Annotated in this window: 12 protein-coding genes; 9 read left to right on the top strand and 3 right to left on the bottom strand. The window is 59.8% G+C overall.

The features are described 5' to 3' along the window. The first annotated feature begins 210 nt into the window (after positions 1 to 210). From ACEN8Z_RS27010 to ACEN8Z_RS26985, 6 genes are all read left to right on the top strand, one after another. Positions 211 to 1893: a fatty acid--CoA ligase gene (locus ACEN8Z_RS27010; RefSeq protein ID WP_495596222.1), complete on the top strand. Its 1683-nt coding sequence runs from the start codon at positions 211 to 213 to the stop codon at positions 1891 to 1893. A 338-nt stretch (positions 1894 to 2231) separates the two neighbouring features. Next, entirely contained in the window at positions 2232 to 4133 is a 1902-nt protein-coding gene (locus ACEN8Z_RS27005; protein ID WP_495596221.1) for a DUF1302 domain-containing protein, read from the top strand. Between the two features lie 28 nt (positions 4134 to 4161). Continuing rightward, the gene (locus tag ACEN8Z_RS27000) at positions 4162 to 5526 is read left to right on the top strand and encodes a DUF1329 domain-containing protein (RefSeq protein WP_495596220.1); all 1365 of its coding nucleotides are present in this window, start codon (positions 4162 to 4164) and stop codon (positions 5524 to 5526) included. Between the two features lie 176 nt (positions 5527 to 5702). Beyond that, the gene (locus tag ACEN8Z_RS26995) at positions 5703 to 8441 is read left to right on the top strand and encodes a winged helix-turn-helix domain-containing protein (RefSeq protein ID WP_495596219.1); all 2739 of its coding nucleotides are present in this window, start codon (positions 5703 to 5705) and stop codon (positions 8439 to 8441) included. A gap of 86 nt (positions 8442 to 8527) precedes the next feature. Further along, positions 8528 to 9169: an MBL fold metallo-hydrolase gene (locus tag ACEN8Z_RS26990; RefSeq protein ID WP_108228478.1), complete on the top strand. Its 642-nt coding sequence runs from the start codon at positions 8528 to 8530 to the stop codon at positions 9167 to 9169. 104 nt (positions 9170 to 9273) lie between these two features. Beyond that, positions 9274 to 10014, top strand: coding sequence for a YiaD family glycine zipper/OmpA-like lipoprotein (locus ACEN8Z_RS26985; protein WP_495596218.1), 741 nt, complete (start codon positions 9274 to 9276; stop codon positions 10012 to 10014). 249 nt (positions 10015 to 10263) lie between these two features. Here the strand turns inward: ACEN8Z_RS26985 and ACEN8Z_RS26980 are convergent, their stop codons facing one another. Beyond that, on the bottom strand, positions 10264 to 10698 hold the full coding sequence (locus tag ACEN8Z_RS26980; RefSeq protein WP_007998221.1) for a Z-ring associated ZapG family protein: 435 nt from the start codon (positions 10696 to 10698) through the stop codon (positions 10264 to 10266). 144 nt (positions 10699 to 10842) lie between these two features. On the opposite strand from ACEN8Z_RS26980, the gene ACEN8Z_RS26975 reads away from it, so the two are divergent. The 3 genes from ACEN8Z_RS26975 (at position 10843) to zapE (ending at position 14053) form a co-directional block, all read left to right on the top strand. Then, positions 10843 to 11487, top strand: coding sequence for an alpha/beta hydrolase (locus ACEN8Z_RS26975; RefSeq protein WP_108228480.1), 645 nt, complete (start codon positions 10843 to 10845; stop codon positions 11485 to 11487). A 24-nt stretch (positions 11488 to 11511) separates the two neighbouring features. Next, positions 11512 to 12867, top strand: coding sequence for a tryptophan--tRNA ligase (locus ACEN8Z_RS26970; protein WP_495596217.1), 1356 nt, complete (start codon positions 11512 to 11514; stop codon positions 12865 to 12867). Positions 12868 to 12958: 91 nt separating this feature from the next. Continuing rightward, positions 12959 to 14053: a cell division protein ZapE gene (gene zapE, locus ACEN8Z_RS26965; RefSeq protein WP_007998226.1), complete on the top strand. Its 1095-nt coding sequence runs from the start codon at positions 12959 to 12961 to the stop codon at positions 14051 to 14053. 90 nt (positions 14054 to 14143) lie between these two features. Here zapE and ACEN8Z_RS26960 read toward each other — a convergent pair whose 3' ends face one another. Together ACEN8Z_RS26960 and ACEN8Z_RS26955 are read right to left on the bottom strand one after the other, a co-directional pair. Next, the gene (locus tag ACEN8Z_RS26960; RefSeq protein ID WP_495596216.1) at positions 14144 to 15127 is read right to left on the bottom strand and encodes an asparaginase; all 984 of its coding nucleotides are present in this window, start codon (positions 15125 to 15127) and stop codon (positions 14144 to 14146) included. Between the two features lie 77 nt (positions 15128 to 15204). Continuing rightward, entirely contained in the window at positions 15205 to 16398 is a 1194-nt protein-coding gene (locus ACEN8Z_RS26955) for a hypothetical protein (protein WP_495596215.1), read from the bottom strand. Positions 16399 to 16408: the final 10 nt, after the last annotated feature.

The following is a 16408-nucleotide window of genomic DNA, read 5'->3' as shown; positions in this document are numbered from 1 at the left end:
TGACTCCCCCCGCGGTAATCCCGGGTTCATCGCGAGCAATCGAGCGTCGACCGGCTGCTCCTGCAGATGATCAAACCTCACGAATGATAGCGTAACGCTAGTATCTGCAGGGTTCTGCAAATCATTCCTTTGGCTGATTTGGCTGGCGTTCAAGGGCACTACAGTGCGTACTTTCAGTCACGACCGTGCAGTCAGATTAAAGGGATTATTATGTTGCAGACTCGCGTTATCCCCCCGGCCGAAGGCGCTTACCAGTACCCGCTGTTGATCAAACGGCTGCTGATGTCCGGTGCCCGTTATGAGAAAACCCGCGAGATCATCTACCGCGACAAGTTGCGCTATAGCTACCCGACCCTGATCGAACGGGTGGCCCGCCTGGCCAATGTGCTGATAGCGGCCGGGGTCAAGCCCGGGGATGCCGTGGGTGTGATGGACTGGGACAGCCATCGTTACCTGGAATGCATGTTCGCCATTCCGATGATCGGCGCGGTGATCCACACCATCAACGTGCGGCTGTCGCCGGAACAGATCCTCTACACCATGAACCACGCCGAGGACCGCTTTGTGCTGGTCAACAGCGAGTTCGTCGGCCTCTACAAGGCAATCGAGGGGCAACTGACCACGGTCGAGAAAACCCTGCTGCTGACTGACCTGCCGGAAAAAACCGCGGACCTGCCGAACCTCGTCGGCGAATACGAACAACTGCTGGCCGCGGCGAGCCCGCAGTACGACTTCGAGGATTTCGACGAAAACTCGGTCGCGACCACGTTCTATACCACCGGCACCACCGGCAACCCAAAGGGCGTGTACTTCACCCATCGGCAACTGGTGCTGCACACCATGGGCGTGTCGACCATCATGGGCGCAATCGATAGCGTGCGCCTGCTGGGCACCAACGACGTGTACATGCCGATCACCCCGATGTTCCACGTGCACGCCTGGGGCTTGCCGTATGTGGCGACCATGCTCGGGCTCAAGCAGGTGTATCCCGGCCGCTATGACCCGGAATACCTGGTGGAGTTGTGGCGCAAGGAGAAGGTCACGTTCTCCCATTGCGTACCGACCATTTTGCAGATGGTCCTCAATGCCAAGGCCGCGCAGAACGTTGACTTCGGCGGCTGGAAAATCGTTATCGGCGGCAGTGCTCTGAACCGCACGCTGTACGAGGCGGCCAAGGCCAAAGGCATTCAGTTGACCGCGGCGTACGGCATGTCGGAAACCGGGCCGCTGGTGTCGTGCGCGCACCTCAACGACGAATTGATGGCCGGTACCGAAGACGAACGCACCACCTACCGGATCAAGGCCGGCGTGCCGGGGCCGCTGGTGGAGGCGGCGATCGTCGACACCGAGGGCAACTTCCTGCCTGCCGACGGCGAGACCCAGGGCGAACTGGTGTTACGCGCACCATGGCTGACCGAGGGGTATTTCAACGAGCCGCAGAAGGGCGCCGAACTCTGGACCGGAGGCTGGCTGCACACCGGTGACGTGGCGACCCTGGACAGCATGGGGGTGATCGACATTCGTGACCGGATCAAGGACGTGATCAAGACCGGTGGCGAGTGGATCTCCTCCCTGGACCTGGAAGACCTGATCAGCCGTCATGTGGCGGTACGCGAAGTAGCAGTGGTGGGGATCCCCGATCCGCAGTGGGGCGAACGGCCGTTTGCCCTGTTGGTGCTCCGTGAGGGACATGCGATCGGGGCGCGGGAACTCAAGGAGCACCTCAAGCCGTTTGTGGAGCTGGGACACTTGAGCAAGTGGGCGATTCCGAGCCAGATCGCCCTTGTTACTGAAATTCCCAAGACCAGTGTTGGCAAACTCGACAAGAAGCGCATTCGTGTCGACATCAGCGAATGGCAAGCCACCAACAGCACCTTCCTCTCGACGCTTTAAGCGCCTCTCGGCGTGCCCGAAAGGGCACGCCAGCCCCACCAAGCAAGCGCTTGGCTTGTCAAATCGAAATTTTCAGCCATTCTTGCCGTGCCGACAGGCGTTGGACTGGCGAAAGGACTGTTCCAGAGTGGCTGGCAGCTGCAAATCACACTTTAGAGGGATCAAGCAAAACTACCTGCTGGCTATAGTCCGCTCAAGGATTTTTAAGAACGGGGCAACCGCACGAACCGGGGCGATGCAACTTTGGATTGACTTTGGGATGCCATGGCTCCCGGTTATCCACAACGTTTTTAGAAGTGCTCATGCCATAAAAATAAAATGCACATGGAGTAGCGTCGATGACATCAGTAAACCAGTTCTGGCGCCGGGCGAAACTGCCCCTGGCTGTCAGTCTTGCCTCTACGCTCGCCGGGCCAGCATTCGGCGTCAGTTTCAACGTTGGTGAAATCGAAGGTCAGTTCGACTCATCCCTGTCGATTGGTGCCAGTTGGTCTACTCAGCAGCCGAACAAGAACCTCATCGGCGTCAACAACGGTGGCAAGGGGCTGTCCCAGACCTCTGATGACGGTCACCTGAACTTCAAGAGCGGGGAAACCTTCTCGAAGATCTTCAAGGGCATCCATGACCTTGAACTGAAATACGGCGATACCGGTGTTTTCGTCCGAGGCAAATACTGGTACGACTTTGAACTGAAAGACGAAAGCCGTCCGTTCAAGGACATCAGTGACGACGGCCGCAAGGAAGGCGCCAAGTCCGCTGGCACTCAACTCCTCGACGCCTTCGTCTACCACAACTACTCCATCGCCGATCAGCCAGGTTCCGTGCGCCTGGGCAAGCAGGTCGTGAGCTGGGGTGAAAGTACCTTCATCGGTGGCGGCATCAACTCGATCAACCCGATCGACGTGTCCGCATTCCGTCGTCCGGGTGCCGAGATCAAGGAAGGCCTGATCCCGGTCAACATGTTCTATGTGTCCCAGAGCCTGACCGAAAACCTCTCGGCCGAAGCGTTCTACCAAATTGAATGGGACCAGACCGTCGTCGACAACTGCGGCACGTTCTTCTCCCAGCCAGACATCGTTGCCGACGGTTGCGACAACAACCTGCGCGTGCTGAACAAGCGTTCGCAAATTCCGGCCATTGCCCTGGGGCCTTTGGCCGCCAACGGCGTCGACGTCAACGAAGAAGGTGTTCTGGTGCGTCGTGGCGGCGATCGTGATGCCCGCGACAGCGGTCAGTGGGGGGCGTCCTTCAAGTACATGTTCGATCCGCTGGACACCGAGTTCGGCGCCTACTTCATGAACTACCACAGCCGTGCACCGATCTTCAGCGCCACCGGTGCGCCGCAGTCGGTCTACAACACGGCCAGAGCACTGCCCGGCCCGTTCGCGGCACTCGGGCCACTGCTGGTGGCAGGTAATTCGCAATACTTCATCGAATACCCCGAGGACATTCGCCTGTATGGCTTGAGTTTCTCCACCACCCTGCCTACCGGTACGGCGTGGAGCGGTGAGATCAGCTACCGTCCGAACGCTCCGGTGCAGCTCAACTCCACCGACATCCTGTTCGCTGGTGTGCGTCCTTTGGGCAATAACAACCCGAATAACCCATTGACCAATGCATCGTTGCTGACCGGTGTGCCGGGTCAGGACCTGCACGGTTATCGTCGCAAGGAAATCACCCAGTTCCAGACCACCCTGACGCACTTCTTCGACCAGGTCATGGGCGCCAGCCGTCTGACCCTGGTGGGTGAAGTGGGCGTGACCCACGTTGGCGGCCTGGAAAGCACTTCCGACGTTCGTTATGGCCGCGATCCGGTCTACGGCCCGGGTGAGTTGCCAGCCTCTGGCGCGCTTGATACCTGTGTGGCGCTCAACACCAGCACCATCAACGGTGCCGGTCCGGGTACTCCGACCAACAACCGCAGTCGCAACTGCACCAACGAAGGCTTCACCACCCCGACCTCGTGGGGCTACCGCGGTCGCGCCATCTGGGAATACAACGACGTGTTTGCCGGTGTGAACCTCAAGCCGAACGTTGCCTGGTCCCATGACGTGAGCGGTTATTCCCCTGGCCCTGGCGGCAACTTCGAGGAGGGCCGCAAGGCGGTGAGCCTGGGTGTCGACGCCGAGTACCAGAACACCTACACCGCGAGCCTGGCTTACACCAACTTCTTCGACGGCAAGTACACCACCGTGGATGATCGCGACTTCGTTGCGCTCAGCGTCGGCGTGAACTTCTAAGCACTGCATTTTCTGGACGAACGCACATATGAAAATAACAAAGAGTCTGTTCCACGCCGGTGTTCTGGGCCTTTCGCTGCTGGCGACCAGCGTCATCGCGGCGGTTCCCCAAGCCGAGGCCGACAAGCTGGGCAAGAGCCTGACCCCGATGGGCGCCGAAATGGCGGGTAACGCCGACGGTTCGATTCCGGCTTGGAAACCGATGCCGAAAAACGCCGGTTCGGTCGACAGCAAAGGCTTCCTGTCCGATCCGTACGCCAGCGAGAAGCCGCTGTTCACCATCACGGCGCAGAACGTCGACCAGTACAAGGACAAGCTTGCCCCGGGCCAGTACGCGATGTTCAAGCGCTACCCGGAAACCTTCAAGATGCCGGTGTACCCGTCCCACCGCGGTGCCACCGTACCGGATGACGTGTTCGCCGCCATCAAGCGCAACGCCACCAACACCAACCTGGTGTCCGGCGGCAACGGTCTGGAGAACTTCGAAACGGCCGTGCCGTTCCCGATTCCAAAAAGCGGCGTGGAAGTTATCTGGAACCACATCACCCGCTATCGCGGGGGCAGCGTGACCCGTCTGGTGACCCAGGCCACACCACAGCCGAACGGTTCGTTCAGCCTGGTGTACTTCGAGGACCAGTTCGTGTTCCGCGATAAAATGAAGGATTACGACTCGAAAAATCCGGGCAACATCCTTTTCTACTTCAAGCAGAAAGTGACCGCGCCGGCACGTCTGGCCGGTGGTGTACTGCTGGTTCACGAAACCCTCGACCAGGTCAAGGAACCGCGCTCGGCGTGGGTTTACAACGCCGGTCAGCGTCGTGTGCGCCGTGCACCGCAAGTGTCCTATGACGGCCCGGGTACTGCCGCCGACGGCCTGCGTACTTCCGACAACCTGGACATGTACAACGGTGCACCGGATCGTTACGACTGGAAGCTCGAAGGCAAGAAAGAGATGTACATCGCCTCCGATGCCTACAAGCTCGACGATCCGAAGCTCAAGTACGCCGACATCATCAAGGCCGGTCACATCAACCAGGACCTGGCTCGTTACGAGTTGCGTCGTGTGTGGCATGTGGTTGCAACCCTGAAGGAAGGTCAGCGTCACATCTACGCCAAGCGTGACTTCTACATTGACGAAGACACCTGGCAAGCTGCGGTGATCGATCACTACGACGGTCGCGGTCAACTGTGGCGCGTCGCCGAGGCGCATGCCGAGAACTACTACGACAAGCAAGTGCCGTGGTATGCCCTCGAAGCCCTGTATGACCTGCAATCGGGTCGTTACCTGGCGTTGGGCATGAAGAACGAAGAGAAGTCGGCCTATGACTTCGGCTTCACTGCCACCACCAGCGACTTCACCCCGGCAGCCTTGCGTCAGGATGGTGTTCGCTGACGTGAACTGAATAGAGGCCGCACCCTCTGAAAACGCTCCGACTGGTTCGGGGCGTTTTTTTTTGCTTGTAGACTTTTTGTAGCCATTTGTAGCAATTACCTTCATTCCCTATCCGTTTACGGCTAGTCTGCGGACATCTGCAACGCCGCCACCCGCAATTCAAACAAGAGCCGGCTATGACTGATTTGTCTACACCCCCAGGTTCTGCAAACGTTGCTGTCGCGACACTCGACGGGCGCTTCTTCCGCCCGCCGTTGCCCGACGGCCATGTGCTGCGCCCACGTTTGTGCGAGCGCCTGAGTGCCGGGCTCGGTGGCAGGTTATTGCTGGTCAGCGCACCGGCAGGGTTCGGCAAGAGTTCGTTGGCGGTGGAGTTTTGTCAGGGGTTGCCGGCGCACTGGCAAAGTCTCTGGCTGGGGTTGAGCCCGCGAGACAGCGACCCTGGACGTTTTCTCGAGCGCCTGCTGGAAGGCCTTCAGGACTATTTCCCGCACTTGGGCAGACAATCCCTCGGTCTATTGAAAATGCGCCAGCGCCATCAGCCGTTCGCGTTCGAAGAATGGCTGGACGGCCTGCTCGACGAATTGGCCGAGCACCTGTCCACGGCGTCACCATTGCTGCTGGTGCTGGATGATTACCATCTGGCCCAGGGGCCGGTGCTGGACCGTTGCCTGCAATTTTTCCTCAATCATCTTCCCGATGGCTTGCTGGTGATGGTCACCAGTCGCCAACGTCCCGACTGGCACCTGGCGCGGCTGCGGCTGTCGCGGCAACTGCTTGAGTTACATGAGCAGGATTTACGCCTGACCCACGACGAGGCCTTGAGCCTGCTCGATCGGCACAGCAGTTCCTTGCGCGGTGAGGCACTGGAAAACCTGATCCAGCGCAGCGAAGGTTGGGTCGCGGGGTTGCGTTTCTGGCTACTGGCCGCCTCGGAGGCGGGTACCGATGGCGCGTTGCCGCAATCGTTGCACGGTGGGGAAGGGCTGATCCGCGATTATCTACTCGAAGAGGTCATCGATTGTCTGCCCGCCGAGGTTCAGTCATTCCTCTATGACACGGCGCCCCAGGAACGTTTTTGCAGCGAACTGTGCGATGCCGTTCGCGACGCCCATGACAGCGGGGAGATCCTGCGCTTCCTGTTGGCTCACCAGGTTTTCCTGGTGCCGCTGGACGAGCATGGCCATTGGTATCGTTACCACCACCTGTTTTCCGATCTGTTGCGCACGCGGCCGACTACCCAGTCGATGGTGCCGGCCGCCAGCCTGCACCTGCGTGCCTGCCGCTGGTTCAATGCCCAGGGACTGCTCGATGAGGCCGTGGAGCAGGCCTTGCGCGCCGGTCACCTGGACGTCGCGGCGAACCTGGTGCAGAACCTCTCCGAAGAGCAACTGCTGGCCGAGCAGAACGTCGGCATGTTGCTGCGCTGGAAAATGGACTTGCCTGACAGCTTGCTGATCAGCACGCCGCGGCTGATCGTGCTCTATAGCTGGGCGTTGGGGATGGCTTGCCAACTGGATGCCGCCGAGGAACTGGCCAGCCATTTGAGCCGCTTCCTGCCTGCGCCGTCGGCCACCGCCCAGAAGTCCATGCTGGCTCAATGGCTGGCGTTGAGCGGCATCATTGCCCGCGGGCGTGGCAACCGCGAACTGACGCTGCGGTACTGCCGCGAAGCGTTGGAAAGTCTTCCGTCCAAGCGTTACGGCCAGCGCCTGATGTGCCTCTCGACCCTGTCCAACCTGGCCATTGCCGACGGTGATTTGTGGCGGGCGCGGGGGCTCAACCGCGAATCGCTGGAGCTGGCGCAACGGGTTGGCAACCCGTTGTTCGAAGCGCTGGCGCACTACGACCGCGCCCGGGTTCTGCAAGCGCGCGGGGAAATCTGTCGGGCGCTGGAAGAGGTCCGTCAGGGATTGCAGCGCCTGCAGAGCTTGTCTGCGCAACGGCTGTATGCGGTTCGCGCCCGGCTGACCTTGTACGAAGGCTTTTTGCTGGCCCTGCGCATGCAGCCGCAAGCGGCTCGGGTGCGATTGCAGGCCGGTTTGAGCGAGGCGCGCGCCTGTCGTGACATCAGCGTGCTCATCGGCCACTGCGTGATTGCCAGGCTGGAAGGCAGCAGCGGCGAGTTCGCCAAGGCCTTTGCCGAACTGGCCGAAGCCGAACGGCTGATGCACATCTGGGACGTGCCACCGATCTACTACCTGGCCATGATTACCCTGGTCAAATGTGAACTCTGGCTGGCCCAGGGGCGCACCGATCTGGCCGAAGCCTGGCTGGCACGTCTGGGGCAGACCTATAACGGCGAAAACGGGGCCGCACCACCGGAATTCCACCCGCAACTGCCGCTGCACATCGAATTGCAACAAGCCTTGCTGGAAGTCATCCAGGGTCAACCGATGCTGGCCGAAGGACGTTTGAATGCGCTGCTTGAACATGGCCAGCAAAGCGGTCGACAGATGCTCAGTGCTATGGCGCTGACCCAGAAAGTGGCGTTATTGCTGGGCTGTGGGCGGGAACCGGAAGCACGCAAGGCACTGGCTCAAGCGTTGGACGCCGCTGGCGGAGGAGTGCTGCAACCCTTCGAGTGCTTGCTGGCCGAGCACCCGGACTGGCTGCGTGGGCAACTTCAACTCTGCCCGTCAACCCCGGTTTCCCTGAGCCTCAGTGAAAAACTGCCGGCATTGGCTGGCCGTCCCGGGCTGGAGTCCTGCGCGGCAGCGGAGCAGCTCAGCACGCGGGAAATGGCGGTCCTGCGATTGATCGCCCAGGGTTGTTCGAACCAGGAAATCAGCGATCGGCTGTTTATCTCATTGCACACGGTGAAGACCCACGCCAGCCACATCAACAGCAAGCTCGGGGTCGAGCGACGCACGCAGGCCGTGGCGCGGGCCAAGGAGTTGGGGGTATTGGGTTAAGTATTTTTCACGTTGCATATCACGGCCATTGGCTGGATGCTCAATTGTGCGAAAATCGCTCGTCCCCGTTTATCGAGCAGGCCCCGATGTCCCAGCAACCCACCCTTATCCGCGAAACCTTCCCCGTCGGCCCATTGCAGTGCAACTGCACGATCATCGGCGATCCGGTGACGAAAAAGGCCATCGTCGTCGATCCGGGTGGCAATCATGAGCTGATCCTGGCGCGGCTCGATGCCTTGGGGCTGAAAGTGGTCAGCATCATTCACACCCACGCCCACCTCGATCATTTCCTGGCCTCCGGTCAACTCAAGGAGAAAACCGGCGCGACTCTGCATTTGCACAAGGAAGACCAGTTTCTGTGGGACAACCTGGAAATGCAGTGCCAGATGTTCGGCGTCCCTTATACCCCGGTGCCATCCCCGGACCGCTGGCTGGCCGATGATGAAGAACTGGCCTGCGGCTGCGGCGTGGCGCTGCACACGCCGGGCCATACACCGGGTTCCATGAGCTTTTGGTTTTCAGAGGCTAAGCTGCTGATTGCCGGGGATACGCTGTTTCGTCGCGGCGTCGGGCGCACGGATTTGTGGGGTGGCGACCAGGCGACCATCGTGCGCTCGATCAAACAGCGGCTGTACACCCTCGACGAAGACGCGACCGTGGTGGCCGGGCATGGTCCGGACACCCGTCTTGGCGACGAGATGCGCGAGAATCCGTTTGTTCGGGGCTGATTTGTAACTGTCGGAATTTTTACTCATTAACATGATCCAACGTCCGCAAAGGCTGATGCCTTGGTCCGTTGCACCACAGAATGCAAAAAAAGTAGGAGCTTTACATGTTCACCACGCGTCGTTTGATTATTGTCGCTACGGCTGTGGCCGTTTTGTCCGGTTGTGCATCGCCTAACCCTTACGGCGGTCAGGGCCAGGCTCAGGGCCAGGCGGATAGCGGCTCTGAAGGCATGAGCAAGACCGCGAAATACGGTGGCCTCGGCGCTCTGGCCGGTGCGCTGGCCGGTGCTGCCATCAACCACGATAACCGTGGCAAGGGCGCGCTGATCGGTGCGGCAGTGGTCGGTGCTTCCGCCGCAGGCTACGGCTACTATGCTGATCAGCAAGAGAAAAAGCTGCGCGCCAGCATGGCCAACACCGGTGTTGAAGTGCAGCGCCAGGGCGACCAGATCAAGCTGATCATGCCGGGCAACATTACATTCGCTACCGATTCGGCGAACATTGCTCCAAGTTTCTATCAGCCATTGAACAACCTGGCGGGCTCGCTGAAAGAGTTCAACCAGAACCAGATCGAGATCGTCGGCTATACCGACAGCACCGGCAGCCGCCAGCACAACATGGACCTGTCCCAGCGTCGTGCCCAGAGCGTGGCAACCTACCTGACCTCGCAAGGTGTCAGCGGTGCCAACCTGAGCGCTCGCGGTGCCGGCCCGGATGGCCCGGTTGCCAGCAACGCCGACGTCAATGGCCGGGCGCAGAACCGCCGTGTAGAGGTCAACCTCAAGGCGATTCCGGGCCAGCAGTACGGTGCCCAGCAGCAAGGTACGGTCCAGCAGTACCCTTGATCATCTGATTGAACCCCAGGTGTAGAAAAGCCCGCCCGATCTTCTATGGATCGGGCGGGCTTTTTTGTCGTCAGTTCCGGCCCCATCGCGAGCAAGCTCGCTCCCACAGGGTGCTGGGTCGACCACGGATATTGTGGGAGCGGGCTTGCCCGCGAAGGGGGCAGTGCGCGCACCGGAGATACAGGATCAGAAACAAAAAAGCCCCCGGACAAGTGAATGTCCGGGGGCTTTATTACTATGCGGGTCTGATTACTTCTTCAGGCCATAATGCTCATCGAGCATGCCCGGCGCATTCGGGGCTTTCGGTGCGTAGTCGCGAGGCGGCTCCTGATCGCGCGGTGGTGTCAGGCGTTCACGGGGTGCCTGCGCCGCATCGGCGTGCAGGGAGGCCAGCAGGCGTTGGCGAGTCTGTTCGTCCAAGGCCAGGCGGTTGGCGCCCTCGGCGAGATGGTCCTGCACTTCCTGATAGCTCTGAGTCAGTTTCTTGACCAGTGTCGCGGTGCTGTTGAAGTGGGTCACCACCTCGTTCTGATAACTGTCGAAACGTTCCTGAATATCGTCCAGCTGACGCTGCGTACGGCTGGGCGCGGCGTTCGGTGCAACGCGAGCGATCAGGAACCCAATGGCGACACCCACAACCAGGGCAAGAGTCGGTAACAACCAAACTAAGAGCGAGTGTTCCACGAGTCCTTCCTCTATAAACGGCTTTGCTTTACGTTAACGGCTCGAACCTGCGCTGTATACCGCGATTCACTCGCAATAGACAGCCACAGACAATTTGCTAGACGAGTCGACCCGATTCGAGGTCACGGAGTTCCTTCCTTGCTTATGCGTGAAACCCCTGTAGTGATTGATGGCCCGGTCGGCCAACTGGAAGCACTGCTTCTGGAAAACAACAGCCTGGACAACGAGCAGCCGCGCGGCCTGGCGCTGATCTGCCATCCGAACCCGGTGCAGGGCGGCACCATGCTCAACAAAGTGGTTTCGACCCTGCAGCGCACTGCGCGTGATGCCGGTTTGATCACCCTGCGTTTCAACTACCGTGGTGTCGGCGCCAGCGAAGGCACCCACGACATGGGTACCGGTGAAGTCGATGATGCCCAGGCTGTCGCCGAATGGTTTCGCGCAAGACATCCGGAGTTGCCGCTGACCCTGTTCGGTTTTTCCTTCGGCGGTTTTGTTGCAGCAAGTCTCGGCGGACGCCTTGAGGCCAAGGGCGAGCAAATCAAGCACCTGTTCATGGTCGCGCCGGCGGTCATGCGCCTCGGCGATCAGGATCAACTGCCGCAACAGGGCGAACTGACCCTGATTCAGCCGGAAACCGACGAAGTGATCGATCCACAAGTCGTTTACCAATGGTCCGACAAGCTCGAACGTCCCCATGAGCTGCTGAAAGTGGCAGAATGCGGACACTTTTTTCATGGCAAGCTGACCGATCTCAAGGATCTGATCCTGCCGCGTCTCTCGAATTGATTGCAGTCTGACAAGCGATTACCCATGACGACTCGTACCCGTATCCTCACCGGCATCACCACCACCGGCACGCCGCACCTGGGCAACTACGCTGGCGCCATCCGCCCGGCGATCGTCGCCAGCCGTGACAGCAATGCCGATTCGTTCTACTTCCTGGCTGACTACCACGCCCTGATCAAGTGCGATGACCCGCAGCGCATCCAGCGCTCGCGTCTGGAAATCGCTGCGACCTGGTTGGCCGGTGGCCTGGATGTCGACCGCGTGACCTTCTATCGCCAGTCCGACATCCCGGAAATCCCGGAACTGACCTGGCTGCTGACCTGCGTTGCCGCCAAGGGCCTGCTCAATCGCGCCCATGCCTACAAGGCTTCGGTGGACAAGAACGTCGAGACCGGTGAGGACCCGGACGCCGGCATTACCATGGGCCTGTACAGCTACCCGGTGCTGATGGCCGCGGACATCCTGATGTTCAACGCGCACAAGGTGCCGGTCGGTCGTGACCAGATCCAGCACGTGGAAATGGCGCGGGATATCGGTCAGCGCTTCAACCATCTGTTTGGTCAGGGCAAAGAGTTCTTCACCATGCCCGAGGCGTTGATCGAAGAGAGCGTCGCCACGTTGCCGGGCCTGGATGGCCGCAAAATGTCGAAGAGCTACGACAACACCATTCCGCTGTTCAGCAGCGCCAAAGAGATGAAGGACGCGATTTCGCGGATCGTCACTGACTCCCGCGCGCCGGGCGAAGCGAAAGATCCGGATAACTCGCACCTGTTCACCTTGTTCCAGGCGTTCGCCACCCCGGCGCAGGCCGACGAGTTCCGCAGCGAACTGTTGCAGGGCCTGGGTTGGGGCGAGGCGAAGAATCGTTTGTTCAAGCTGCTGGACAGTGAACTGGGCGAGTCCCGTGAGCGCTACAACCAGCTGATCGAGCGCCCGGCGGATCTGGAAGACATCCTGCAACACGGCGCGAAAAAGGCCCGTGCGGTGGCGACGCCGTTCCTCAACGAACTGCGTGAAGCGGTGGGCCTGCGCTCCTTCGTTGCCCAGACCCAGGTGGCGACGACCATCAAGAAAAAAGCCGCGAAAGCTGCGCGTTTTGTCAGCTTCCGTGAAGACGACGGCAGTTTCCGCTTCCGTCTGCTGGCGGCCGACGGCGAGCAACTGCTGCTGTCGCGCAACTTCGCCGACGGTAAAACCGCAGGCCAGGTGACCAAGCAACTGCAATCGGGTCAGCCATTGGACGTGCGTAACGAAGACTTGAGCTTCAGCGTCTGGCTGGAAGGCGAGTGCGTTGCCGACAGCCCGGCCTTTGCTGACAGCGCCGCCCGCGATGCTGCCATCGAGACCCTGCGAGTTGCCCTGACGCCGGTTCAGGAATAAATCAGCGGCTTGGCCCGACCAAGGGCCGATTGCCATTCCTCCGGGCCGTCGCTACAGTGTCGGCCCGTTTTTGTTGCCTTGCTAACGAATTATGACGCCCCTAGAACGATATCAAGCTGATCTGAAACGCCCGGAATTCTTCCATGACGCCGCGCAGGAAACTGCCGTGCGTCATTTGCAGCGCCTGTACGACGACCTGGTCGCAGCCGAGCAAAACAAGCCGGGCCTGCTGGGCAAGTTGTTTGGCAAGAAGGATCAGACCCCGGTCAAGGGCCTGTATTTCTGGGGCGGCGTAGGTCGCGGCAAGACTTACCTGGTGGACACCTTCTTCGAAGCGCTGCCCTTCAAGGAAAAGTCCCGTACGCACTTCCACCGCTTCATGAAGCGCGTGCACGAAGAGATGAAAACCCTGGGCGGCGAGAAAAACCCGCTGACTATCATCGCCAAGCGTTTCGCCACCGAAGCCCGGGTAATCTGCTTCGATGAATTCTTCGTTTCCGACATCACCGACGCCATGATCCTTGGCACCCTGATGGAAGAACTGTTCAAGAACGGCGTGACCCTGGTTGCGACGTCGAACATCGTGCCGGACGGCCTGTACAAGGACGGCCTGCAACGCGCGCGCTTCCTGCCGGCCATTGCGCTGATCAAGCAGAACACCGAGATCGTCAACGTCGACAGCGGCGTCGACTATCGTCTGCGTCACCTCGAACAAGCCGAGCTGTTCCACTATCCACTCGACGAAGCCGCCAACGAAAGCCTGCGCAAGAGCTTCCGTGCGTTGACACCGGAATGCACGGCGGCGGTCGAAAATGACGTGCTGATGATCGAGAACCGTGAAATACGCGCCCTGCGCACCTGCGATGACGTGGCCTGGTTCAACTTCCGCGAACTGTGCGACGGCCCGCGCAGCCAGAATGACTACATCGAACTGGGCAAGATCTTCCACGCCGTGCTGCTCAGCGATGTTGAGCAGATGAGCGTCACCACCGACGACATCGCCCGACGCTTCATCAACATGGTCGACGAGTTCTACGACCGTAACGTGAAGCTGATCATTTCTGCCGAAGTCGAATTGAAGGATCTGTACACCGGCGGTCGCTTGAATTTCGAGTTCCAGCGAACCCTCAGCCGACTGCTGGAAATGCAATCCCACGAATTCCTGTCCCGGGCGCACAAGCCATAAGACAAATTGGAAAATAAAAAAGGCCTGCGATTGCAGGTCTTTTTTGTCAGCGCAAATCCTCTGCCCACAGATTTTTACATTGTTTTGAAGTCAAATGTCTTCGTTGAGATACTGCGCAAGCTCGTGCTGCCGTTGGCAACCAAGCAGCAGCCAAAGCAGAATTCTGGCTTTTCGCGGACATAGAAAGCCCGCCATCGATGCCCCCTTGCGCATCAAGTCCATCTCACCACCGCCAAAACCGTAAGAGGCACGTGCGGTGGTGCCGGAGCCGGTTCGGGTCGCAATGATCACGGGGATTTGTTCGGCAATATGTTCGATCATTGTCGCCCAGCGTTGCGAGATGTGGCCGGCGCCGAAACCGCCGATCACCAGCCCGTCGTAATCGAGTGCGAGAATATTTTCCAGTAGCAGGGTGTCGGCCGAAAGTGAGGCCTCAAACAGCGCAACCTTCTGTGTGGTCTGTTGCGGCAACGGTAACACCGTGCGCGGCCCCGGCGGGCGCAGGTAGTGAACACGGTCTTCCAACAGTAGGCCCGCGGGCCCCACGACCGGAGAGGAAAACGCCTGCAATGCCAGCGAATCGGTTTTACGTACGCTGCACGCTTGATGAATCTGTCCGTTCATCACGACCTGGACACCGCGCTGCCGGCTGTTCTGCGCCAAGGCAACGCGACATGCATCCATCAGATTGGCCGGCCCATCGGCACCTGGCTGCGCTGCGGAACGCATGGCACCGGTCAGCACCAAGGGGGTGTCGTAGGGCCACAGGTAATCCAAAAACACCGCGACTTCTTCGAGGGTGTCGGTACCCTGGGTAATTACGACCCCGACAGCGCCCTGTTTGACCTGAAACTCAGCCCAGGACAATACGTTCAGCAAAAACTCGAAATCCAGGGACGCACTGGGCAGCAGGCCAAGGGTCTCGACGGTGACTCCGGCCAGTGTCGTCAGTTCCGGTATGGAAGTCAGCAGGGCTTCGCCGCTGACGGTAGGGATGACACCTTCACCGGCATTGCTCGCTTGCATGCTTACTGTGCCGCCAAGTGCCGCGATGGACAGTTTGGGCAGGTCCATGGGATACCTCGCTTGTTTGTAATGAAAAGTGGCTGTATCCGCTTTTGAGGCCGCGATACAGCCGAATGGCTGGAGCATTAATCAGCGATCAGAAAACCGATCAGCGGCACGATCAGCAGTGTGCTGATGGCCATCGACAGTACATTGGCGATGTAGGCGTGCATGTCGACCGGTAATTTCCTGGCAATCACACAGGCCAGCGGTGGTGCGAGCAATGCCCCCAGCAGTGCACTTGAGACGATAATCTGCCAGCTGCCGCCATACGCCAGTATCGCCGCGGGCACCACTGAAACCAGCGGGATGTAAGTGGGATACCAGCCGCGCAACATCCATTGTTGACGCCAGATCAGCACGCCGATGGCCGAGGCCAATGCCTGCGCGCCGATGATGTGCAGCAACAGGCCCGATCCGTACGCGGGGCTTGAAGGGTTCAAGCTGTACGCCAGCAATGCACCCAGTATCAGGCCAAGGCTGGCCAGCTCATTGCCGAAGAACGGTGCTTCGGAAAAGTCCGCCAGAATCCGGCGCAGGCTCCAGGTAACGCCATAGTCGGGCGCCTTGGCGGGGGCGATCGAGGCGGGTGGCGCTTCCGACGACCTGGATTTCACCAGGTTCGGCCAATAGCGGCAGAACAGAAACGCCAGGACGCTGGCAACCGCCATGCCCAGTACATTGCCAATCACAGCAGGCAAGGCCAGCGGTTGGCACACGTAGTTGACGATCAGCAGGCACATCGGTGTGACGAGTACGGCGCCCATGAGTGCGCCGTTGATCGTGACCCTCCAGCCTCCGCCAAACATCAGCACCATCGCCGCTGGTAGCGAGACGAATGCTACGAATGTGGGCTGCCAGGTTGTGGCTGTCACCGTCCAGCCCCACAGCAGATTGCTCAGCAGCAGCCCGAGCAACGAACTGGTGACCAGCCAGGGCCAAAGTCCTGTTCCATAGGAGATGGCAAACCCTTGCCAGGATTTCCCCGTTCGATTCGCCCAGTAAGCCAGATAAGCGCCCGCCAGCAGGCCGATCGAGGCGAACTCGTGCTTGTAGAAAGCCACCTCGCTGATGTCACCTAACACCCAACGCAACCAAGCACTCGGTTCGGGTAGCAGCGATACCATGTCGCCGTACCCGGGCCAATTCGCTCCCCAGAAAGTCCGGTTGCTGAAAGAAAGCCAGACAATCAGCAGTGTCGTGCCGATCATTAGCAGGACGACGGCTGTATCAATCGGCGATTTGCGCGATGGTTGGTTTTTATCGGTTGTAACTTCCATGCGATAGGCC

The sequence above is a fragment of the Pseudomonas sp. Pseusp10 genome (genome assembly GCF_059492225.1).
The sequence above is the reverse complement of the archived record's forward strand: the minus strand, read 5'-3'. Positions and strand labels throughout refer to the sequence as shown.

What these genes read in the sequence shown, in the direction of transcription:
- ACEN8Z_RS26955 (WP_495596215.1), bottom strand. Translation starts at nt 16,398, where the DNA reads ATGGAAGTTACAACCGATAAAAACCAACCATCGCGCAAATCGCCGATT.
- ACEN8Z_RS26990 (WP_108228478.1), top strand. Translation starts at nt 8,528, where the DNA reads ATGTCCCAGCAACCCACCCTTATCCGCGAAACCTTCCCCGTCGGCCCA.
- ACEN8Z_RS26970 (WP_495596217.1), top strand. Translation starts at nt 11,512, where the DNA reads ATGACGACTCGTACCCGTATCCTCACCGGCATCACCACCACCGGCACG.
- ACEN8Z_RS26975 (WP_108228480.1), top strand. Translation starts at nt 10,843, where the DNA reads ATGCGTGAAACCCCTGTAGTGATTGATGGCCCGGTCGGCCAACTGGAA.
- ACEN8Z_RS26960 (WP_495596216.1), bottom strand. Translation starts at nt 15,127, where the DNA reads ATGGACCTGCCCAAACTGTCCATCGCGGCACTTGGCGGCACAGTAAGC.
- ACEN8Z_RS26985 (WP_495596218.1), top strand. Translation starts at nt 9,274, where the DNA reads ATGTTCACCACGCGTCGTTTGATTATTGTCGCTACGGCTGTGGCCGTT.
- zapE (WP_007998226.1), top strand. Translation starts at nt 12,959, where the DNA reads ATGACGCCCCTAGAACGATATCAAGCTGATCTGAAACGCCCGGAATTC.
- ACEN8Z_RS27000 (WP_495596220.1), top strand. Translation starts at nt 4,162, where the DNA reads ATGAAAATAACAAAGAGTCTGTTCCACGCCGGTGTTCTGGGCCTTTCG.
- ACEN8Z_RS26995 (WP_495596219.1), top strand. Translation starts at nt 5,703, where the DNA reads ATGACTGATTTGTCTACACCCCCAGGTTCTGCAAACGTTGCTGTCGCG.
- ACEN8Z_RS27010 (WP_495596222.1), top strand. Translation starts at nt 211, where the DNA reads ATGTTGCAGACTCGCGTTATCCCCCCGGCCGAAGGCGCTTACCAGTAC.
- ACEN8Z_RS27005 (WP_495596221.1), top strand. Translation starts at nt 2,232, where the DNA reads ATGACATCAGTAAACCAGTTCTGGCGCCGGGCGAAACTGCCCCTGGCT.